Here is a 19,701-nt window from a genome sequence, read left to right as displayed (position 1 = left end):
GTTCCCGGCGCGCGTTGTGCTTCTGGTTGCGGGTGGCTGGTGCGGGGCCGGTCTGAGTCGGTGGTGGGCCGCCGCCGGCGTGCGGGGCTCCGAGACTCGGCTTCCGACGAGGCGGGCGCGTTGCTCGGCGGAAAAGCGGCCGGCAGCGGCGGGCAGGGAGGGTGCTCGGGTCGAGTCCGCCGGGGAACCTTCCCGAGTGGGCCGGGCGTTCCCGGCGCGCGTTGTGCTTCTGGTTGCGGGTGGCTGGTGCGGGGCCGGTCTGAGTCGGTGGTGGGCCGCCGCCGGCGTGCGGGGCTCCGAGACTTCGGGCTTCCGGCGAGGCGGGCGCGTTGCTCACCGAAAACCGGCTGGCAGCGGCGGGCAGGGAGGGCGCTCGGGTCGGGTTCGCCGGGCGTGCGTTCCCGAGTGGGCCGGGCAGGGCATTTCGAGGTGCTGTCGGGCGTGTTGGAGGGCAGGAGTTCACGAAACCGGACGGCGTGAGGTGCCGTGGACTCAGCGCGAGAAAAAACCGCAGGTCAGCGCACGGCGGGCGCTTCTGCAGTGCCGCGGCATCCGGTTTCGGCCCCCACTGGGCACTTTCGGTCCCGTCGACGACCTCTGCGAGGTCGCAGCGCCCGAAGCCAACCCTGACCGGGCAGTTTCGGTCCCCTCACGGGCATTGAGGAGGGCGGAACACACGAAACCGGCACTCGACGCCCGACTTTCCACCCCGACCCCACAAAACCGCAGGTCACCGAAGCTCGAAGCCCGCAACCACCCATCGCGATCCGGTTTCGAACCCCAACTCCCCTCCAAACATCCCCAAAACATCCAACCCACCCTGGAAGGCCCCAGAGAACCCAACTCGACCACCCCCCGCTCCCCGCTGCCAGCCGGTTTCCGCCGAGCAACGCGCCCGTCTCGCCGGAAGCCCGAAGTCTCGGAGCCCCGCACGCCGGCGGCGGCCCGCCACCGACTCAGACCAGCCACGCACCAGCCACCCGCAACCAGAAGCACAACGCGCGCCGGGAACGCCCGGCCCACTCGGGAGGGTTCCCCGGCAAACTCGACTCGAGCGCCCTCCCTGCCCGCCGCTGCCGGCCGGTTCTCGCCGAGCAACGCGCGCGTCTCGCCGGAAGCCCGCAGTCTCGGAGCCCCGCACGCCGGCGGCGGCCCACCACCGACTCTGACCGGCCACGCACCAGCCACCCGCAACCCAAGGCGCAGCGCGCGCCGAGAACACCCGACCCGGCCCACTCGGGGACCCATGCCCGGCGAACCCGACCCGAGCGCCCACCCTGCCCGCCGCTGCCGGCCGCTTCTCCGCCGAGCAGCGCGCGCGTCTCGCCGGAAGCCCGCAGTCTCGGAGCCCCGCACGCCGGCGGCGGCCCACCGCCGACTCTGACCGGCCACGCACCAGCCACCCGCAACCCAAGGCGCAGCGCGCGCCGAGAACATCCGACGCGGCCCACTCGGGAACGCACGGCCGGCGAACCCGGCCCGACCGCCCCCGAGCGCCCCGCGCCGGACCCGGCCCGGCCCGGCCCGCTTCGCCGTCTACCTCTCCCCGCCTACTTCGCCCCCCGCCGCCTGGCCACCTCGTACAGCACGATGCTTGCCGCGACTCCCGCGTTCAGGGACTCGTTGCCGCCGGCCATCGGGATTCGGACCGTGATGTCGCATGTTTCCTGCACCAAGCGGCCCAGGCCCTTGCCCTCGGAGCCGACGACCACCACCAGGGGTTCCGTGGCCGCGGCCAGTTCGTCGAGGGTGATGTCGCCGTCGGCGGCCAGGCCGACCACCGTCAGGCCGGCCTTCTTGTAGGCCTCGAGGGCTCGGGTGAGGTTGGCCGCCCGGGCCACCGGCATGCGGGAGGCCGCGCCTGCCGAGGACTTCCAGGCGCCGGCGGTCATTCCGGCCGCGCGGCGCTCGGGGACGACCACGCCGTGGCCGCCGAAGGCCGCCGCGGAGCGGATGACCGCGCCGAGGTTGCGCGGGTCGGTGACGCTGTCGAGCGCGACGACGAGGGGCGTTTCGGCGCGGTCGTGCGCCTCCACCACGAGGTCGTCCGGGTGGGCGTACTCGTACGGCGGCATCTGGAGCACCAGGCCCTGGTGGATCGCGCCGTCGGTCATCCGGTCCAGCTCGGGGCGCGGGATCTCCATCAGCGGGATGCCCCGCGTGTTGGCGATCTTCATCGCCTCGCGCACCCGGTCGTCGCTGTCGATGTACTGCGCGATGAACAACGACGTGGCCGGCGCGTCGGCGCGCAGCACCTCGAGCACCGAGTTGCGGCCCGCGACCAGCTCGGACGCGCTCTTCCCGCCCCGGCCGGGCCGCCCGCCCGCCGGACGCCGGGCCGCGGGCGCCGCGGCCTTGCGCTTGGCCGCGGCGTTGGCGGCGCGCTGCTTCGCGTGCCCCTTGCGCATCTCCGCGGGCGGCGTCGGCCCCTTGCCCTTCAGCGCCCGGCGGCTGTGCCCACCAGTACCGACCGAGGGCCCCTTCTTGCTTCCCTCGTTGCGCTTGTTACGGCGCTCCGTGTTGCCGGCCATGACGGGTACATCCCTTCGATTGCTTCATATTGCGATCCCCGGTCGCCCGAGGGGCAACCGCTCCAGCCGTTACAACCGTACGGCCGGTCCGCCACCTCGTGGCGTTCCGGCCGTACGGCGCGTTCTCGTCGAGCCTCCCGGGCCCGAGGGCGACTCAGTCCCGGTGCAGCGTCCACCGGGGGCCGTGCGGCGTGTCCTCCACCACGATCCCGGCTGCCGTGAGGCTGTCCCGGACCGCGTCGGCGGCCGCGTAGTCCTTGCGCGCCCGCGCCGCCTCACGCTGCCCGAGGGCGAGCTTGACGAGGTGGTCGACCACCCCGCGCAGCTCGTCGGAGCGACCGGCGGAGGCGCCCGCCGTCCACTGCTCCGACAGCGGGTCCATGCCGAGCACGCCCAACATCGCCCGCACATCGGCCGCGTGCCGTACGACCGCGTCCTTGTCACCCGCCGCCAGCGCGGTGTTGCCGTCGCGCACGGTGTTGTGCACGACCGCCATCGCCTGCGGCACACCCAGGTCGTCGTCCATCGCGGCGGCGAACACCGCCGGCACGTCGGCCGTCGGTTCGATCGCCCCGGTCTGTTCGCCGGCCCGCTCCAGGAAGCCCTCGATCCGCCCGAAAGAGACCTCGGCCTCGCGCAATGCCTCCTCGCTGTACTCGATCATCGACCGGTAGTGCGGGGTGGCCAGGTAGTAGCGCAGGACCAGCGGCGACCAGCGCTTGAGCATCTCGGAGACGAGCACCGAGTTGCCGAGCGACTTGCTCATCTTCTCACCGCTGAGGGTGACCCAGGCGTTGTGCATCCAGTAGGCGGCGAACGCGTCGCCCGCCGCCTTGGACTGGGCGATCTCGTTCTCGTGGTGCGGGAACACCAGATCCAGCCCGCCGCCGTGGATGTCGAACGCCGCGCCCAGGTACTTGTGCGCCATCGCGGAGCACTCCAGGTGCCACCCCGGACGACCGTGTCCCCACGGCGTCTCCCACGACGGCTCGCCGGGCTTGGCCGCCTTCCACAGCGCGAAGTCGCGCCGGTCCCGCTTGCCCGCCGCGCCCGTGCCCCCGTCCTCCGCCTCGCGCATCGCGTCGGGCTTTTGGCCGGACAGCGCGCCGTAGGCCGGGAACGAGGAGACGTCGAAGTACACGTCGCCGCCGGACGGATAGGCGTGCCCCGTGGCGATCAGCCGGTCCATCATCGCGACCATCTCGGGGATGTGCCCGGTCGCCCGGGGCTCCACGGTCGACGGCAGGCAGCCGAGCGCGGTGTACGCGTCGGCGAAGGCCCGCTCGTTGGTCTGCGCGACCTGCCAGTAGGGCACACCCTCCGTGGCGGACTTGGCGATGATCTTGTCGTCGATGTCGGTGACGTTGCGGCAGAACACGACGTCGTTGCCGCGGTGGGCGAACCACCGGCGCAGCACGTCGAAGTTCAGCCCCGATCGGATGTGCCCGATGTGCGGAGGTGCCTGCACGGTGGCACCACACAAGTAGATCGAGACCTGTCCCTCGACAAGCGGCACGAAGTCCCGGACCGTGCGGGTGCTGGTGTCGTACAGGCGCATGCTCACACGCGCAAGCTTAGAGCGTCGGGACGGCGCGGCGTGCGCCGTTATCCCTCGGTTCCCGGCCCGACCGGCACCACGAGCGCGGTGGCGATCGCGGCCACTCCCTCGGCCCGCCCGGTCAGCCCCAGACCGTCGGTGGTGGTCCCGGACACCGACACCGGCGCACCGGCCGCGGCCGACAGCGCGGCCTCCGCCTCGGCCCGCCGCCGCCCGACCTTCGGCCGCACCCCGATCACCTGCACCGCGATGTTGCCGATCTCGAATCCGGCCGCGCGCACCAGCCGCGCGGCCTCGGTCAGCAGGGTCGCCCCCGACGCCCCGGACCACTGCGGCCGCGAAGTGCCGAAGTGTGCGCCCAGATCGCCGATGCCCGCCGCCGAGAACAACGCGTCGCACGCGGCGTGCGCGACCACGTCGGCGTCGGAGTGCCCGGCCAACCCGGTCTCCCCGGGCCAGAACAACCCGGCCACCCACAACTCGCGCCCCGCCTCGAAGGCGTGGACGTCCACCCCGATCCCGGTACGGGGCAGCACCACCCGAGCCGCGTGCTCACCGGACAACGTCGATCTCCGTACTCTCCGCGGCACCGTCCGCCTCGTCGGCGCGCGCCTGCGCCGCCCGCTCCGCTCGCCGCTCCAAAAGCGCGCGGGCAAGCAGCAGGTCGAACGGTCGGGTCACCTTGAACGCCTCTTCGGAACCGGGGACCACCACGACCGTGCCGCCGGTGCGCTCGACCATCCCGGCGTCGTCGGTCGCGCCCTCCGCGCCGAACCCCTCGGCCTCGGCGTGGGCGCGCGCCAATACCGCCCGCCGAAAACCCTGGGGGGTCTGTACGGCGCGCAGCAACGATCGATCGACCGTGCGCACCACGGTCTCGACGCCGTTCGCCGGGGCGACCTCCTTGACCGTGTCGACCACGGGCAACGCGGGCACCACCGCGTCGGCCCCGTCGGCGACGGCGGCGATCACCGCCTCGACCACGTGGGCCGGCACAAACGGACGCGCGGCATCGTGCACGAGCACGATGTCGTGATCGGCCGGCACCGCCGCGAGGGCGAGCCGTACCGATTCCTGGCGTGTCGCACCGCCCGCGACCACCCGCACGGGTGATTCCGCGGGCAGTTGCGCACGCAAAAGATCCCGGACACCGGCGACACCGTCCGGCGGTGCGGCGACCACGACCGCGGTTACCCCGCGGGCGGTCAACAGCGACCGGACGGCGTGCACCAGCATCGGGATGTCCCCAAGCTCACGCAACGCCTTGGGCGCACCGGGACCGAGCCGTTCACCACGCCCTGCAGCGGGCACAAGGACCGCAGTGTTCAACGAAGTCCCCTCAAACCACCCGGGCGCCGACGCCATATGGCGCCGACACCGCACCGGCGGATCCGTCCGTCATCGACGGGCGGATCCTACGGCTCAGGAAGCCAGGACCTCGTCGAGGATGGCCTCGGCCTTGTCCTCGTTCGTGTTCTCGGCGAGCGCCAACTCGCTCACCAAGATCTGCCGAGCCTTCGCCAGCATGCGCTTTTCGCCTGCCGACAGGCCGCGGTCACGCTCGCGGCGCCATAGATCGCGCACGACCTCCGCGACCTTGATAACGTCACCGGAGGCGAGCTTTTCCAGGTTCGCCTTGTAACGTCGTGACCAGTTCGTCGGTTCTTCGGTGTGCGGAGCACGCAGTACCTCGAAGACGCGGTCGAGCCCTTCCTGGCCCACCACGTCTCGAACACCGACGAATTCCGCGTTGTCCGCGGGCACGCGGACGGTCAAATCACCCTGGGCGACCTTCAACACCAAATAGGTCTTGTCCACACCCTTGATCGTGCGCTGCTCGATCGCCTCGATCAGCGCGGCCCCGTGATGGGGGTAGACCACGGTGTCGCCAACCTTGAACGTCATGTGACAGGTACCCCTTCCGTGGCTTTCTAGGGTAACACGGGACACGCCCCTACTGAATGACGTTTCCGCAGGTCAGGGCCTTAGTCGGGGCTTGACAAGCAGCCTGTGGGCGTGCTGGGACAGGGAACCCCACACCCGTAGGACTCGAACAAATAGGACAAATAGCTCGTCCTGAGGGTGCGTCGACCGCTCTCGCACGACCCAAACGTCCCACCCGCATCACCGGAGTCGGGCCGATCCCGGCGGCCTTGTGCCGACTCCGCCCCGGTGAAGGCGCCGCTCGGCGCGGTGAGCCGCGTACAAGTCGTCCATCCGGCCTGAGTACGCTGTCCCCGGTCATCGTGACCGGTCCAGAATCCTAGATCTTCAAGGAGATGCCGCCGCCGTGAGCCGCAGCCTTCGACGCGGCGCCCTCGCCGCCACCGTCGCCGTCGTCCTTCCCCTGGCCGCGGGCTGCGCCAGTGGCAAGGAAGCCGAGACCGGCAAGATCAAACCCGACACGGCCAGTACGGCGTTCGGTTCGCTCAAGATCCAGAACGTCCAGCTGGTGACGAGCGACCCGGGCAAGAACCTGGTCGCGCTCGGTGGCGCGCTGTTCAACGAGGGCACCACGCCCGAGACGATCACCAAGGTGACGGTGGACGGCGCGGGAGCGGCCCTCGGCGGCCCGCTGACCATCCCGGCGGGCGGCGCCGCGTACCTGATCGACCGTCCCCAGGGAATGGCCGCCGACGACCCGCAGGGGCGCGTCTACCTCGGTCCGCTGGTCTTCCCGAACGCCGCCAAGGTCGAGGCCGGTTCGTTCCGCCGGGTGACCTTCGCGTTCGGCACCGCCGGCGAGACCTCGCTGGACGTCTCGGTGCACTCCCCGTCGAGCTACTACGCGCAGCTGAAGCCGACCCCGGCCTTCACCCCGCCGCCGCCCGCGCCGCCGACCGCCTCGGCGCCGGCCACCGCGCCGCCGAACACCGCGCCCGCCACCGCCAACACGGGCGGCGCCACGACCCCGGCGAGCGGCAACGGCGCCTCCGGTGCCCCGCGCAACAGCGCGTCGGCCCCGGCCGGCGGCTGACGGCCGTACCCGCGCCGCGGGACACAAAGGCACATACGACGGCGCCCGCGCCGCCTCCCGGACACCGGGGGCGGCGCGGGCGCCGTCGTCACATGGGGCCGGGGCGGCCCCGGCCCGATCAGGGCTCGAACTTGTACCCGAGACCGCGCACGGTGACCAGGTAGCGCGGGGCGCCCGGGTCCGGCTCGATCTTGGCCCGCAGTCGCTTCACGTGCACGTCCAGCGTCTTGGTGTCGCCCACATAGCCGACGCCCCAGACCCGGTCGATCAACTGCATCCGGGTGAGCACCCGGCCCGCGTTGCGCAGCAGCACCTCGAGCAGGTCGAACTCCTTGAGCGGGAGATCGATCCGCCGACCCTCCACGGTGACCCGGTGGGCCTCGACGTCGAGCCGGACCGGACCCGCCTCGATCGCGCGCGGCTCGTCCGTCTCCACCCCGCCCTGGCGGCGCAGCACGGCGCGGATCCGGGCGATCAGCTCGCGGGTCGAGTACGGCTTGGTGACGTAGTCGTCGGCGCCGATCTCCAGGCCGACCACCTTGTCGACCTCGCTGTCCTTGGCGGTCACCATGATGACCGGCACGTTGGACTTGGCCCGCAGCCCGCGGAAGACCTCGGTGCCCGGCAGGCCGGGCAGCATCAGGTCGAGCAGGACCAGATCGGCGCCGCCCTGGTCGAACAGCTCCAACGCCTCGGGGCCGGTGGCGGCCACGGCCACCTCGAAGCCTTCCTTGCGAAGCATGTACGACAGCGCGTCGCTGAAGGACTCTTCATCTTCGACGACGAGCACACGGGTCATCGTGATGCCTCCATGGATGGGGTCGACGATGTCATCGACATCGATTGAGAGGTACTGGACTTGAAGGGCAGCACCAGGGTGAAGGTGGATCCCACACCCTCAAGGCTGCGCACGGTTACCTCTCCCCCGTGGCCCGCCGCGATGTGCTTGACGATGGACAGGCCCAAGCCGGTACCGCCGGTGGCCCGCGAGCGGGCCGGATCGACACGGTAGAACCGCTCGAAGATGCGATCCAGGTCACGCTGGGGAATGCCCAGGCCCTGGTCGGAAACGGTGATGACGGCCATCCGCGCCTCTGCTCTGACCTCGATGTCGACCCTCGTCCGCGCAGGACTGTAGTTGACCGCGTTCTCGACCAGATTGCCCAGGGCCATCACCAGTTGATTGTGGTCCCCCGGCACGATCAGCTCACGATCGCCCCCGATCGCGAGGGTGATCTGCTTGGACTCCGCCGCCTGCCGGCAGCGGTCGGCGGCCTCGGCCACCAGGTCGTCGAGCGGTACCGGGCCCACGTGGTGCAGCGGATGGTCGTTCTGCACCCGGGACAGGTCGATCAGCTCCTGGACCAGGTTGGTCAGCCGGGCCGACTCGATCTGCATCCGGCCCGCGAAGCGGATGATCGCCTCGGGGTCGTCACTGGCGTCCATGACCGCCTCGGCCAGCAGCGAGAGCGCCCCGACCGGCGTCTTGAGCTCGTGGCTCACGTTGGCCACGAAGTCGCGGCGCACCGCGTCCACCCGGCGCGCCTCGGTGCGGTCCTCGACCAGGAGCAGCACCAGCCGAGAGCCCAGCGGCGCCACGCGCGCGGACACCTCGAACTCGTGCGCCTCGCCGTCGGCGCGGGCGAGCAGCAGGTCGCGCTGCCTTATCTCGCCGTCGCGCCTGGTCTCCTTGGCCATCGCCAGCAGGTCCTCGGGCACCAGTTGATCCCCGCGGACCAGGCCGAACTTGTAGGCCGCGGAGGACGCCTTGACGACCGTGTCGAACTCGTCGAGGACCACGGCGGAGGAACGCAGCACCGACAACACGGTGGCCACTCCGGGCGGCAGAGAAGGGGCCGCGGCGGGCGCCGCGGCCGTACCTCTGCCCTGGGCCCGCTCACTCCAGCGGAAGGCCAGGGTGCCGGCCACACCGACGGCCAATCCGGATACAGCGGCCAAAGCGGCGGCGGCAACGTTCACGTCCACATGTTCCAGGGTAGAGCTGACCCGAACGGGTGAAACCGTCCAGAGGGTCCGTCGTGCAGATCTTCATGTGTCGTTCATCCGTGCGCCACGCCTGTCACCGGTGATCGTTCGGAGGTCGTCATGTCCGACCCGCAGACCCCGCCCCAACCGAGGGCGCCCGTGCCGGGCTGCAACTGCCCGTCCAGTTGTGGCTGTGGCTGTAAGTCCGGTTCCGCGTGCAATTGTGGTGGCAGCTGCGGCCGCTGAACCGGCGTTCGGGCCGATGAGCCCGGCCCGTGCGGAGCGCCCGGCCCCTTCCGTGACAGGCGGGCGCTCCGCGCGGAGCCGATCGGGCCTTCACCCGAAGTTCGTGATTACTTCCGCCCCTGGTTCTTGACCGCTTCGATCGCGGCCGCGGCGGCCTCGGGGTCGAGGTAGCGGCCACCGGGGGTGACGGGGCGCAGATCCGCGTCCAGTTCGTACAGCAGCGGGATGCCGGTGGGGATGTTCAGGCCGGCGATGTCCGCGTCCGAGACGCCGTCCAGGTGCTTGACCAGCGCGCGCAGCGAGTTGCCGTGCGCGGCCACCAGGACCGTGTCTCCGCCGAGCAGGTCCGGCACGATCGCGTCGTACCAGTAGGGGAGCATGCGCTCCACGACGTCCTTGAGGCACTCGGTGCGCGGGCGGATCTCCACCGGCAACGACGCGTAGCGCGGGTCGGCGAACTGCGAGTATTCGTCGTCGTCGGCCAGCGGCGGCGGCGGGGTGTCGTAGGAGCGGCGCCAGAGCATGAACTGCTCCTCGCCGAACTCCTCCAGGGTCTGCTTCTTGTCCTTGCCCTGGAGCGCGCCGTAGTGCCGCTCGTTGAGCCGCCAGGAGCGCCGCACGGGCAGCCAGTTCAGGTCGGCCACGTCCAGCGCGAGCTGGGCGGTGCGGATCGCGCGGCGCTGGAGCGAGGTGTGCAGGACGTCGGGCAGCACCCCCGCGTCGAGCAGCAGCTGCCCGCCGCGCGCGGCCTCCTTCTCCCCCTTTTCGGTCAGGTCGACGTCGACCCAGCCGGTGAAGAGTCCGGCTTCGTTCCACTTGCTTTCGCCGTGCCGCAGAAGGATCAGTTTGTAGAGAGCGTCAGCCATGCCCAGGAGCCTAATCGAGGCGGTACAGCGCCCGGGCACGGCCTTTTCCCCGCGAACGCGGGGCCGACGTCACGTCCACTCGACCCGACCGGTGAACAGTGGACCATCCCCGTGCCCACGGGGACATGGGTGGCCTCATCGAAGCCGTCGTCCCATACCGCCGTCCAGCGATCCGCTATTCGCGGTTCTCCGGGGCCGCGAAGCGGGCGAAGGCCTCCAGGTTGCGCAGGGATTCGCCGCGTTCGACGCGCCAGTCCCATTCCCGGCGGATCGAGGTGGCGAAGCCGATCTCCAGGAGGGTGTTGAAGCTGTCGTCGGCGGTCTGGAGCACCACGCCCAGGATCCGGTCGATCTCCTCGGGGCTCACCGCGGCCAGCGGGAGCCGGCCGTTCAGGTACACGTCGCCGAGTTTGTCGACGGCGAAGGCCACCCCGTACATCCGCACGTTGCGCTCCAGCAGCCAGCGGTAGAAGGCGGCGTGGTTCTCGTCCGCGTGCCGGATCACGAACGCGCTCATGGTCAGGCTGTGCGCGCCCACCGTGAGGGCGAGCGCCGTCTTCAGCTTGCGCGTGCCCGGCAGCACCGCGACGAACGTGTGCGGCGCGGACTGCTCCCACTCGACGCCGGCGTCGTCCAGGGCCGCGCGCACGGTGGCCGCTGCTCGCTCTCGTTCGGCTTCCACGGCCTGCCCCATTCGTCGCCCCTCTCACCCCGGTACCCCGACGCTACTGCCCGCCCACGACCCACCCACGCGGGGCGGTGCTGCGGGCCAGTGTGTCGGCGTACACCTCGGCCATCGAGGCCGCCGCCGCCGCCCAGCCGAAGGAGGCCGCGTGCCGCACCGCGCCCTCGGCGTAGTCCTCGCGCAGCCGGGGGGCGCGGATCAGGTCGCGCAGGGCCAGGCCGTAGTCGACCGGGTTGTGGCCCCGGACCAGGGTGCCGGAGACGCCGTCGCGCACGGCGGTGGGCAGTCCGCCGACCGCCGCCGCGACCACGGGCGTCCCGCACGCCTGGGCCTCGATGGCGACCAGGCCGAAGGACTCGTTGTAGGAGGGCACCACCGCGACGGTGGCCGCGCGGTACCAGTCGGCCAGCACGTCCTGGCGCACCGGGCGCTGGAAGCGGACCACGTCGTGGATGCCCAGCGTCGCGGCCAGCTTGTGCAGGTGCTCGGGCGCGGCCATGCCGTTTCCGCTGGGGCCGCCGACCACCGCGACCACCAGCGAGTCGCGCAGCGCGGGGTCGGCCTGGAGCAGATGGGCGATCGCGTACAGCAGCACATCGGGGGCCTTGAGCGGCTGGATCCGCCCGGCGAACAGGATCACCGTGGCGTCCTCGGGCACGTCGAGGCGGCGACGCGCGGCGGCCATGTCGCCGGGGCAGAACGTCTCCAGGTCCACCCCGGGGTTGACCACCGCGACCTGATCGGGCTCCGCGGCGTAGAGGTCGATGAGCTGGTCGGCCTCCTCGACGGTGTTGGCGACCAGCCGATCGGCCGCCTCGACCACCTGGGACTCGCCGATCACCCGGGCCCGGGGCTCGGGGGCGTCGCCGCCCGCGAGTGAGGCGTTCTTGACCTTGGCCATCGTGTGCATCGTGTGCACCAGCGGCACGCCCCAGCGTTCCTTGGCGAGCCAGCCCACCTGGCCGGAGAGCCAGTAGTGCGAGTGCACCAGGTCGTAGTGTCCGGGGTCGCGCATCGCCTCGGTGCGCAGCACGCCGGAGGTGAAGGCGCACAGCTGGGCGGGCAGGTCCTCCTTGGACAACCCCTCGTAGGGCCCGGCGGTGACGTGCCGCACCAGGACGCCCGGGGCCATCTCGACGACCGGCGGCAGGTCGCTGCCGGTGGCTCGGGTGAATATCTCCACCTCGATGCCGAGCGCGGCCAGCCGCTTGCTCAGCTCGACGATGTAGACGTTCATCCCCCCGGCGTCGCCGGTGCCGGGTTGGTGCAGCGGGGAGGTGTGAACGCTGAGTGTCGCGATTCGACGAGGTGCCCCCCGGCGCGCTCCCCATGTGATCGCGCGCTGGACGTGGTGGCTCACTCGTTGACCTCCCTGGCCGGCCCCGTGCCCTGTCGTTCTGTTGTGCGGAACTACCAGTTGTACCGAGCCGTCGCGGACGAGTTCCGCCCGGCCCGCCGTCGCGGCCCAACTCAAGTCCCAACCCATCGTGGTCGGGCGGGATTCCCGGGCGGGGTGTGATCCACGCCCCGGCGGGGGCGTACGGAGGTGTTCGCCTACCCTGCGAGCATGGGCACGCGCGGCAAACCGGGCATCGGCGCCCCGGAAGCGGGGACGGGAGCGGGGTCCCGGTCGCGGCCGGCCGGGGTGATCACCCGGGGTACCACCAACGCGAACCGGCTGCGCCGGGTCGATCGGTGGCTGACCGGGGTACACGGGCGGCTGCTGCGGGCCGCGGCCGATCCGTTGGTGGTCGACGTCGGCTATGGGGCGTCACCGGTGACCACGGTCGAGTTGGCGCGCCGACTGCGCACGGTGCGGGCCGATGTCGCGGTGGTCGGCTTCGAGATCGACCCGGAGCGGGTGGCCGCGGCGTTGCCGTACGCCGGGAACGGGCTGACCTTCGCCCGGGGCGGCTTCGAGGTGCCGCTGCCGGCCGGCCGCTCGGCGACCGCGATCCGGGCGTTCAACGTGTTGCGGCAGTACGACGAGGACGCGGTGCCGGCGGCCTGGGCGCGGATGTGCGCCCGCCTCGCGCCGGACGGGGTGCTGGTCGAGGGCACGTGCGACGAGTTGGGTCGACGTGCGGTGTGGCTGGGCATCGGGTCGGACGCCCGGCCGCGCACGGTCACCTTCGCCGCCCGGTTGGCGGGTCTGGGGCGGCCGTCGGAGTTGGCCGAGCGGTTGCCGAAGGCGTTGATCCACCGCAATGTGCCGGGCGAGCCGGTCCACGCGTTCCTGACCGCGTTCGACCGGGCCTGGGACCTGCACGCGCCGCTGGCCGCGTTCGGCGCCCGGCAGCGCTGGCTCGCGGCGACCGCGACGCTGGCCCGGGACTGGCCGGTATGCGACGGCCCGGCACGCCGGCGGCAGGGCGAGGTGACCGTCGCGTGGTCGGCGGTGGCGCCCCTCGGGCGTGCCCGCGAGTCCTAGGGCGTGTCGGCGGGTGTCGGCCGTACCCGACCGACTGTATTGATACATTCTGGTGACTCGTGTCCGATCCGAAACGGCACATGAAATCTTGAACACACCGCGTTGATCCGGACGTGGAACAGCTCGGCGTGTCGTCCGGGAATGGACTGATACGCCCGTTCCGATATCCGGACGATCTCGAATAGTCCCCTGCCGATCGCAGCCGGAACATGCAAGGATCCGACGCTGAACCGGTCCCCGGGAACTGCCGTCCCGAAAGCGCGGGTTCCGGTCGGCGTCGCCGCATGAAATCGTCCGCAGCGTCTCAGGACAAGCCGTTTTCCGAAAGGGCGAAAGCATGGTGAAACTCGGGGGCCGGATCGGTCTGCGAACCCGGGCCGTGACCAGCTGCGGAGCGGCACTGTTGTGCGCGGTCCTGTTCGGCGGCAACGCGTGGGCGGCTCCCGACGCGCCGCCGGTGCCGCCGCCCGCCAACACCGCGATCACCTCGGTCCAGGACCTGCTGGCCGCCCAGGCCCGGGTGCAGGAGTTGTACCGCCAGGCCGAGCAGGCCACCGAGCGATTCAACGCCACCACCGAGCAGTTGGGTCGTACCCAGATCAAGGCCAACGACGTGAACGCGGGCGTGGTGTGGGCCCGGCAAAACGTCGAGAAGGCCAAGGAGGATCTGGGCCGACTGGCCCGACTCCAGTACACGACGCGGGGCATGGACCCGCTGCTGACCCTGATGTTGTCCGCGGATCCCGCGCAGTTCCTGCGCGACGCGCCCACGTACGAGCGGGTCTCGCAGTCGCAGCTGGACACCATCGCGCGCGCCAAGCAGGCCGAACTCCAGCTCACCGCAATGCAGAAGAGCGCGGACGCCCAGCTCGCCGAGAGCCGTCGGCTGGAGCAGGAAGCCGCCGCGACCCGGACCGACATCCAGTCCCGGATCACCGAGGCCGAGAAGATACTGGCCGGCCTCACCCCCGAGCAGCTGGCCGAACTCGCCCGGATGGAGGCGCTGTCCGCGGAGGCCGGTCAGGCCCAGCTGAACACGCTGATCGGCAAGCCCGACCAGCAGACCACGCCCAAGGCGGCGTTGGCCATCGCGTTCGCGATCGACAAGATCGGCAAGCCGTACATCTGGGGCGGCGTCGGCCCCGAGGGCTACGACTGCTCCGGCCTGACCTCGAAGGCGTGGGCGTTCGCGGGCGTGCCGATCCGCCGCACCTCGCAGGAGCAGTGGGCGTCGCTGCCGCGCGTACCGCTGGCCGACATGCGCCCCGGCGACCTGATCGTGTACTACTCCGACGCGAGCCACATCGGCATGTACCTGGGCAACGGCAAGATCGTGCACGCGCCCCGTCCGGGCCGCACGATCACCATCGCCAACGCCGGTTCGATGCCGATCCTGGGCGTGGTACGACCCGACGCGGGCGCGGGGACGGTGAACGCCCCGGCGATCCCGAACGTCCCGGGCCCGCCGCCCACCACGCCGCCGACGACGCCGCCGGTCACGCCGCCCGTGACTCCTCCGGTGACGACGCCGCCGGTGACCACTCCGCCCGTGACCACACCTCCGGTAACGACGCCTCCGGTGACCACTCCGCCCGTGACGACGCCTCCGGCGAGCACGCCCCCGCCGTCGACGCCACCCGCGACGGGGACGGGAACGCCGAGCGGATCGAAGTCGGGAACGCCGGCGCGTGGGTCGGGGACACCTTCGGGCGGGTGATCGCGGGTTGCGAACGAGGTTGGTGAACGAGCCTCGTGAGCGCGATCCCGTGCACGCATCGAAGGGGCCGGGCCTGCGGGTTCGGCCCCTTCGCGTAGGCGGTCGGGCGCGGGACGCGGCGGCGCGGTCCCGAGGCGAGCCGAACCCGGGGTCGCGCCGTGCGCGCCCTCGGCGACCCGACCGGCTCGCCGTGGGCCTACAGCGCGGCCACCGCCGCCTCGAAGGCGATGTACGCCCTGGCCTCGAACAGCACGAAGCGGGCCTCCGTCACGGCGGACGGTGTGCCGTGGACCGTCTCCACGGCGATGCGCGCCGCGTCGTCCATGGGCCAGCCGTAGATGCCGGCCGAGACCGCCGGGAACGCCACGGTCGATGCGCCGAGGTCGTCGGCCACGCGCAGGCACTCGCGATAGCACGAGGCGAGCAGGGCGGAGCGGTCCTCGGTGCGGCTGTACACCGGGCCCACCGTGTGGATGACCCAGCGGGCCGGGAGGCGGCCCGCGGTGGTGGCCACCGCAGCACCGGTGGCCAGGCCGCGACCCAGCTCGGCCGCGCGCAACGCCCGGCACTCGGCCAGGATCTCCGGGCCGCCCCGGCGGTGGATCGCTCCGTCGACGCCGCCGCCGCCCATCAGGGAGGAGTTCGCCGCGTTCACGATCGCGTCCGCGTGTTGCTCGGTGATGTCGCCGCGAACCAACGTGATCCGTGTCATGCCGACGAGCCTGCCGGCCGGGGCCTCGGCACCGCCGGCGCATTTCCCCACAGGGGTGACGCCGCGAAACGGCGCCGGTCCGGGGTCCGGGCCGGGGGACCGTACGGTTATCGGCTCGGGCCGGCCCGCGCTATCGTCCCTTTTCGATTGCCGAACTTCGATTGCCGAACGACGCCGCGTCCGAGCGGCAGCATCATTCCGGAGGTGGTGGCGTGCGCCCCGCGTACGGCGGCGACGGCGGAGCGGTCGAACGGGCCGGCTACCGCGCGGGACCGGTGTCCGTCCCCTCGGCATCGGGTCCGGTCGCCCACGTGGCGCGTCCGCTGCGCGTCCTGCTGATCGAGGACGACGCCGGGGACGCCTTCCTGGTCGAGGAGCTGCTGGCCGACTCGCCGGATCCGATGGAGATCGTCTGGGCGCGCTCGATGGCCGAGGCGATGGTCGGACTCGGCGAGGACGTCGGGTGTGTACTGCTCGACCTCGGGCTGCCCGACGCCGAGGGGCTCAACGGGCTGCACCGGCTGTTGGCGTTCGCGCCGCGCACCGCGGTGATCGTGCTGACCGGGTTGGCCGACGCGCATCGCGGGTCGGCCGCGGTGGCCGCCGGCGCCCAGGACTACCTGGTCAAGCAGGAGATCGACGGCTCGCTGCTCTCCCGGGCGATCCGCTACGCCCTGGAGCGCAAGCGGGCCGACGACTCGCAGCGCCGGCTGGTCGAGTCGGAGTTGCGCGCGCAGGAGAACGCCCGGCTCGAACGCGGACTGCTGCCCGCCCCGATCCTGCGCGACCCCTCCCTCGACTTCCTCGCCCGCTACCGCCCCGGTCGACAGCGTGCGCTGCTCGGCGGCGACCTGTACGACGCGGTGCAGACCGCCGACGGGCGGGTGCACGTGATGATCGGCGACGTCTGCGGCCACGGCCCGGACGAGGCCGCGCTCGGGGTCAACCTGCGGATCGCCTGGCGCTCGCTGATCTTCGCCGGACTCACCGGCGGTGACCTGCTCACCACGCTGGAACGAATCTTCGAACACGAGCGGCGCTCGGACGAGATGTTCGCCACGCTGTGCATGACCATCATCGAGCCCGACCGCCGCCGGGGCCGGGTCTACCTCGCGGGCCACCCGGCGCCGCTGCTGATCACCCCCGAGGGCGTGGCGCCGCTGTCCGAGGGCGCCACCGGACCGGCACTCGGGTTGTTCTCCGACGGCCGGTGGGGATACGAGCCGATCGACCTCGGCCCGGACTGGTCGCTCCTGCTCTACACCGACGGGCTGATCGAGGGCCGGATCGGCCGGGGCCCGGAACGCCTGGGCACCGAAGGCCTGTTGCCGCTGATCAACCGCCTGCTCGCGGCCGGAAGCACCGGCTACGACCTGATCGACTCCGCCGTCGCCGCGGTGGAGGAACTGCACGGGGACAGCCTCAACGACGACGTCGCGGTGTTGCTGCTCCGGCACGATCCGAACCATCCGCCGCACGGCGCCCCGGGCGAACACCCGGTGCTGCCCGGCCCGGCGACCGGTGAGGGCCGGACGGTATGAGTCGACGCGAGCCACGAAAGCGGCCCGGCGGCCCCCGCATGCGCCAGGTCGTCGGCCTGGGCCTTGGCCTGCTCGCGCTGGTCATCGTGATCTCCGCGGTGATCGGCGCACTGGCCATATCCCGGCTGAACGACTCCCGCCGCACCGTCCTGGAGCGGCTCGAACCGGCCGCCAACGCCGCGCTGCGCCTGGAGAACGCGCTGGTCGACCAGGAGACCGGGGTGCGCGGCTGGATCCTCAGCGGCGACCCGAGCTTCCACGAGTCGTACACGCAGGCGCGGTCCGAGGAGGACCGGGCCTACGCGGCACTGGAGCGGCTGCTGCCGAACTCGGCCGACGGTGACCGGCTGCGCGCCGACCTGGTCGAGGTGGGCGCCCGGGCCCGGGCCTGGCGAATGGGGTACGCGGAGCCGGCCTTCGCCGATCGGCCGGGCATCGCCGCGGTGCCCGACCAAGGCCGGGGGCTGTTCGACGCGGTGCGCGCGAGGACCTCGGTCCAGCAGGCCGATCTGGGCGACGAGCGGGCCGCGGCGCGGCACGAACTGTCGCGCGACGCCACCATGCTGACCGCGACGCTGATCGTGGTGGCGGTGTTGTTCGCCGGGCTGCTGATCGCCATCGCGGTGTTCTTCCGCCGGACGGTCACCAGCCCCCTGGAGCATCTGGGCGAGCAGGTCCGGCGGGTCACCGAGGGCGAGTACGACCACGCGCTGACCGGACACGGCCCGGCCGAGATCGCCGCGCTCGCGCAGGACGTGAACTCGATGCGCGACCGCATCCTGGAGGAGTTGCACAGCACCGAGGCGGCCCGCGCGCTGATCGACGAACAGGCCGAGGACCTGCGCAGGTCCAACGCCGAGTTGGAGCAGTTCGCCTACGTGGCCTCGCACGACCTGCAGGAGCCGCTTCGCAAGGTGGCCAGCTTCTGTCAGCTGTTGGAGAAGCGGTACCAGGGCCAACTGGACGAACGGGCCGACCAGTACATCGCCTTCGCCGTGGACGGCGCCAAGCGGATGCAGACGCTGATCAACGACCTGCTCGCGTTCTCCCGGGTGGGCCGGCTGGACAGCGAGCTGGGCGACGTCGACCTGCGGGAGAGCCTGGAGCGCGCGCTGCACGCGCTGGCCGCGGCCCGTGAGGAGAGCGGCGCGAAGATCACCGCCGATCCGCTGCCCACCGTGCCGGGCGACGCGGTGCTGCTCGGGCAACTCGTGCAGAACGTGGTCGGCAACGCGATCAAGTTCCGCACCGGGGAGACTCCGAGGGTGCACGTGGGCGCCCGCTGGGACGGCGAGCAGTGGGAGTTCGCCTGTGTCGACAACGGCATCGGGATCGAACCGCAGTACGCCGACCGGATCTTCGTGATCTTCCAGCGCCTGCACCCGAAGGACGCCTACGGCGGCACCGGCATCGGACTGGCCATGTGCAAGAAGATCGTCGAGTATCACGGCGGTCGGATCTGGCTGGACACCGAGGTCACCGCCGGCACCACGATCCGCTGGACCCTGCCCGGCCCGCCGCCCGCCTCGGACGAGGCGGCTCACCAGGGGCCGTAGGGCCCCATGTTGTTGCGGCCGCCGCCGCGCCGGCCGCCGACCTCCTTGAGCGCGGGGCGCACGTCGACCATGTAGACGATCGCCGCGACCAGGCCCGCGAGGGTGAACATCAGGCCCAGGCCGCCGGTCGGCAGCACGTCGACCACGACCGCGATGCCGAGCAGGATCAGCCAGAAGGACTTCTTCTTCTTGTCGGCGGCGCGGTACGCGTCCTCGCGCCGAAACGCCGCGTCGAACAGGCAGAAGACCTTGAGCAGGAGAATGCCGAGGAAAAGCCAGGTCAGCACCTGGTCGAACTTGGCCGTCAGCAGACCATCGGCCATGTCCATGCCCATCGATCCTCCTCTGCGCGGCCGCCGGGTGCCGCCACGTCGTGCGGGGGATTCCAGTCTGGCACGCCGGGCGCGACCTCGGGTGTTCCCCGGGCCGCGCCCCGACGATGGTGACGCGGACGGATCAGGCGCCGGAACCGCCGGCCGGCTCGGTGCCGGTCTCGGCGGCGGGCTTGGTCCGCGGCTTGGCGTTGGCCCGCTTGGTCGCGGTCACACCGGTCGCGGCGGTCTTCGCCCGGCTCGCGGCCGGCGCGGCCGGGGGTTCGGCGACGGGCGTGGTGTCGTCGTGCCGGTCGCCGCGCTTGACCAGCTTCTCGCCGCGGGCGGCGAGGTCGTCGTAGATCCCCCGGGCCCGGTCCACCTGCGACCTGGCGAAGGTCTGGGTGCGGTCGGGGAGCGTCTGGATGCGCTCGCGGATCACCTTCGGGTCGGTGACGGCCTCGGTCCGGAACCGCTCCGGCAGCTCGCGCAGCTTCTCCACCACCAGGTCGCCCGCGCCGGCGACGGCGTAGAACGGGGTGGTCTCGGTCAGGGTCTTCCTCAGTTCCGTGGCGATCGCCATG

At 71.8% G+C, this 19,701-nt stretch carries 18 protein-coding genes; 5 read left to right on the top strand and 13 right to left on the bottom strand.

What is annotated here, in order from left to right; all coding sequences use genetic code 11:
* Nucleotides 1-1,550: 1,550 nt before the first annotated feature.
* The 5 genes from rlmB to ACH4XV_RS36985 form a co-directional block, all read right to left on the bottom strand.
* Nucleotides 1,551-2,531: a 23S rRNA (guanosine(2251)-2'-O)-methyltransferase RlmB gene (gene rlmB, locus ACH4XV_RS37005; RefSeq protein ID WP_380008886.1), complete on the bottom strand. Its 981-nt coding sequence runs from the start codon at nucleotides 2,529-2,531 to the stop codon at nucleotides 1,551-1,553.
* A 154-nt stretch (nucleotides 2,532-2,685) separates the two neighbouring features.
* Nucleotides 2,686-4,095: a cysteine--tRNA ligase gene (cysS, locus tag ACH4XV_RS37000; RefSeq protein ID WP_395797002.1), complete on the bottom strand. Its 1,410-nt coding sequence runs from the start codon at nucleotides 4,093-4,095 to the stop codon at nucleotides 2,686-2,688.
* Between the two features lie 41 nt (nucleotides 4,096-4,136).
* Nucleotides 4,137-4,652, bottom strand: coding sequence for a 2-C-methyl-D-erythritol 2,4-cyclodiphosphate synthase (gene ispF / locus ACH4XV_RS36995; RefSeq protein WP_395797000.1), 516 nt, complete (start codon nucleotides 4,650-4,652; stop codon nucleotides 4,137-4,139).
* Nucleotides 4,642-5,454, bottom strand: coding sequence for a 2-C-methyl-D-erythritol 4-phosphate cytidylyltransferase (gene ispD, locus ACH4XV_RS36990; protein WP_395796998.1), 813 nt, complete (start codon nucleotides 5,452-5,454; stop codon nucleotides 4,642-4,644). Before ispD ends, ispF begins: the two co-directional genes overlap by 11 nt.
* Nucleotides 5,455-5,511: 57 nt before the next feature.
* A complete protein-coding gene (locus ACH4XV_RS36985; protein WP_020552233.1) occupies nucleotides 5,512-5,994 on the bottom strand; it encodes a CarD family transcriptional regulator in 483 nt (160 codons plus the stop codon).
* Between the two features lie 385 nt (nucleotides 5,995-6,379).
* Here ACH4XV_RS36985 and ACH4XV_RS36980 point away from each other — a divergent pair, with 385 nt between their 5' ends.
* Complete coding sequence (locus ACH4XV_RS36980) at nucleotides 6,380-7,066, top strand: hypothetical protein (protein WP_395796996.1); 687 nt, start codon at nucleotides 6,380-6,382, stop codon at nucleotides 7,064-7,066.
* A gap of 118 nt (nucleotides 7,067-7,184) precedes the next feature.
* Here ACH4XV_RS36980 and ACH4XV_RS36975 read toward each other — a convergent pair whose 3' ends face one another.
* The 5 genes from ACH4XV_RS36975 to mshA form a co-directional block, all read right to left on the bottom strand.
* The gene (locus tag ACH4XV_RS36975) at nucleotides 7,185-7,865 is read right to left on the bottom strand and encodes a response regulator transcription factor (protein ID WP_078975976.1); all 681 of its coding nucleotides are present in this window, start codon (nucleotides 7,863-7,865) and stop codon (nucleotides 7,185-7,187) included.
* Complete coding sequence (locus ACH4XV_RS36970; RefSeq protein WP_235618594.1) at nucleotides 7,862-9,052, bottom strand: cell wall metabolism sensor histidine kinase WalK; 1,191 nt, start codon at nucleotides 9,050-9,052, stop codon at nucleotides 7,862-7,864. The genes ACH4XV_RS36975 and ACH4XV_RS36970 overlap by 4 nt, the downstream gene beginning before the upstream one ends.
* 353 nt (nucleotides 9,053-9,405) lie before the next feature.
* Complete coding sequence (locus tag ACH4XV_RS36965; RefSeq protein ID WP_395796994.1) at nucleotides 9,406-10,164, bottom strand: phosphoglyceromutase; 759 nt, start codon at nucleotides 10,162-10,164, stop codon at nucleotides 9,406-9,408.
* A 175-nt stretch (nucleotides 10,165-10,339) separates the two neighbouring features.
* Complete coding sequence (locus tag ACH4XV_RS36960) at nucleotides 10,340-10,858, bottom strand: YbjN domain-containing protein (protein ID WP_395796992.1); 519 nt, start codon at nucleotides 10,856-10,858, stop codon at nucleotides 10,340-10,342.
* Between the two features lie 31 nt (nucleotides 10,859-10,889).
* Nucleotides 10,890-12,209 (bottom strand): D-inositol-3-phosphate glycosyltransferase, encoded by a 1,320-nt coding sequence (gene mshA, locus ACH4XV_RS36955; protein ID WP_395796990.1) that lies wholly within the window; start codon nucleotides 12,207-12,209, stop codon nucleotides 10,890-10,892.
* A 207-nt stretch (nucleotides 12,210-12,416) separates the two neighbouring features.
* On the opposite strand from mshA, the gene ACH4XV_RS36950 reads away from it, so the two are divergent.
* Together ACH4XV_RS36950 and ACH4XV_RS36945 are read left to right on the top strand one after the other, a co-directional pair.
* Nucleotides 12,417-13,280 carry a class I SAM-dependent methyltransferase gene (locus ACH4XV_RS36950; protein WP_395796988.1) on the top strand — a complete coding sequence of 288 codons (864 nt, stop codon included), beginning with the start codon at nucleotides 12,417-12,419 and terminating at the stop codon, nucleotides 13,278-13,280.
* A gap of 337 nt (nucleotides 13,281-13,617) precedes the next feature.
* Entirely contained in the window at nucleotides 13,618-14,997 is a 1,380-nt protein-coding gene (locus ACH4XV_RS36945) for an NlpC/P60 family protein (RefSeq protein ID WP_395796986.1), read from the top strand.
* Between the two features lie 196 nt (nucleotides 14,998-15,193).
* On the opposite strand, the gene ACH4XV_RS36940 is transcribed toward ACH4XV_RS36945, so the two are convergent.
* Nucleotides 15,194-15,709, bottom strand: coding sequence for an O-acetyl-ADP-ribose deacetylase (locus ACH4XV_RS36940; protein WP_395796984.1), 516 nt, complete (start codon nucleotides 15,707-15,709; stop codon nucleotides 15,194-15,196).
* A 212-nt stretch (nucleotides 15,710-15,921) separates the two neighbouring features.
* Here ACH4XV_RS36940 and ACH4XV_RS36935 point away from each other — a divergent pair, with 212 nt between their 5' ends.
* Together ACH4XV_RS36935 and ACH4XV_RS36930 are read left to right on the top strand one after the other, a co-directional pair.
* A complete protein-coding gene (locus ACH4XV_RS36935) occupies nucleotides 15,922-17,250 on the top strand; it encodes a PP2C family protein-serine/threonine phosphatase (protein WP_395796982.1) in 1,329 nt (442 codons plus the stop codon).
* 38 nt (nucleotides 17,251-17,288) lie between these two features.
* Nucleotides 17,289-18,806 (top strand): ATP-binding protein, encoded by a 1,518-nt coding sequence (locus ACH4XV_RS36930; RefSeq protein WP_395796980.1) that lies wholly within the window; start codon nucleotides 17,289-17,291, stop codon nucleotides 18,804-18,806.
* Here ACH4XV_RS36930 and ACH4XV_RS36925 read toward each other — a convergent pair.
* Entirely contained in the window at nucleotides 18,791-19,117 is a 327-nt protein-coding gene (locus ACH4XV_RS36925) for a DUF2516 family protein (protein WP_395797072.1), read from the bottom strand. The two genes, ACH4XV_RS36930 and ACH4XV_RS36925, sit on opposite strands and share 16 nt — an antisense overlap.
* A 145-nt stretch (nucleotides 19,118-19,262) precedes the next feature.
* Nucleotides 19,263-19,700, bottom strand: a complete 438-nt coding sequence (locus ACH4XV_RS36920) for a hypothetical protein (protein WP_395796978.1) — start codon at nucleotides 19,698-19,700, stop codon at nucleotides 19,263-19,265.
* Nucleotide 19,701 lies beyond the last annotated feature (1 nt).

It is taken from the genome of Embleya sp. NPDC020630, assembly GCF_044334985.1.
Taxonomy (GTDB): domain Bacteria; phylum Actinomycetota; class Actinomycetes; order Streptomycetales; family Streptomycetaceae; genus Embleya.
Note: the sequence above shows the minus strand (reverse complement) of the source record. Positions and strands in the feature narration are given on the sequence as shown.

What these genes read in the sequence shown, in the direction of transcription:
- ACH4XV_RS36975 (WP_078975976.1), bottom strand. Translation starts at nt 7,865, where the DNA reads ATGACCCGTGTGCTCGTCGTCGAAGATGAAGAGTCCTTCAGCGACGCG.
- ACH4XV_RS36965 (WP_395796994.1), bottom strand. Translation starts at nt 10,164, where the DNA reads ATGGCTGACGCTCTCTACAAACTGATCCTTCTGCGGCACGGCGAAAGC.
- ACH4XV_RS36960 (WP_395796992.1), bottom strand. Translation starts at nt 10,858, where the DNA reads ATGGGGCAGGCCGTGGAAGCCGAACGAGAGCGAGCAGCGGCCACCGTG.
- ACH4XV_RS36945 (WP_395796986.1), top strand. Translation starts at nt 13,618, where the DNA reads ATGGTGAAACTCGGGGGCCGGATCGGTCTGCGAACCCGGGCCGTGACC.
- ACH4XV_RS36930 (WP_395796980.1), top strand. Translation starts at nt 17,289, where the DNA reads ATGCGCCAGGTCGTCGGCCTGGGCCTTGGCCTGCTCGCGCTGGTCATC.
- ACH4XV_RS36950 (WP_395796988.1), top strand. Translation starts at nt 12,417, where the DNA reads ATGGGCACGCGCGGCAAACCGGGCATCGGCGCCCCGGAAGCGGGGACG.
- ispD (WP_395796998.1), bottom strand. Translation starts at nt 5,454, where the DNA reads ATGGCGTCGGCGCCCGGGTGGTTTGAGGGGACTTCGTTGAACACTGCG.
- ACH4XV_RS36920 (WP_395796978.1), bottom strand. Translation starts at nt 19,700, where the DNA reads ATGGCGATCGCCACGGAACTGAGGAAGACCCTGACCGAGACCACCCCG.
- ACH4XV_RS36985 (WP_020552233.1), bottom strand. Translation starts at nt 5,994, where the DNA reads ATGACGTTCAAGGTTGGCGACACCGTGGTCTACCCCCATCACGGGGCC.
- ACH4XV_RS36940 (WP_395796984.1), bottom strand. Translation starts at nt 15,709, where the DNA reads ATGACACGGATCACGTTGGTTCGCGGCGACATCACCGAGCAACACGCG.
- rlmB (WP_380008886.1), bottom strand. Translation starts at nt 2,531, where the DNA reads ATGGCCGGCAACACGGAGCGCCGTAACAAGCGCAACGAGGGAAGCAAG.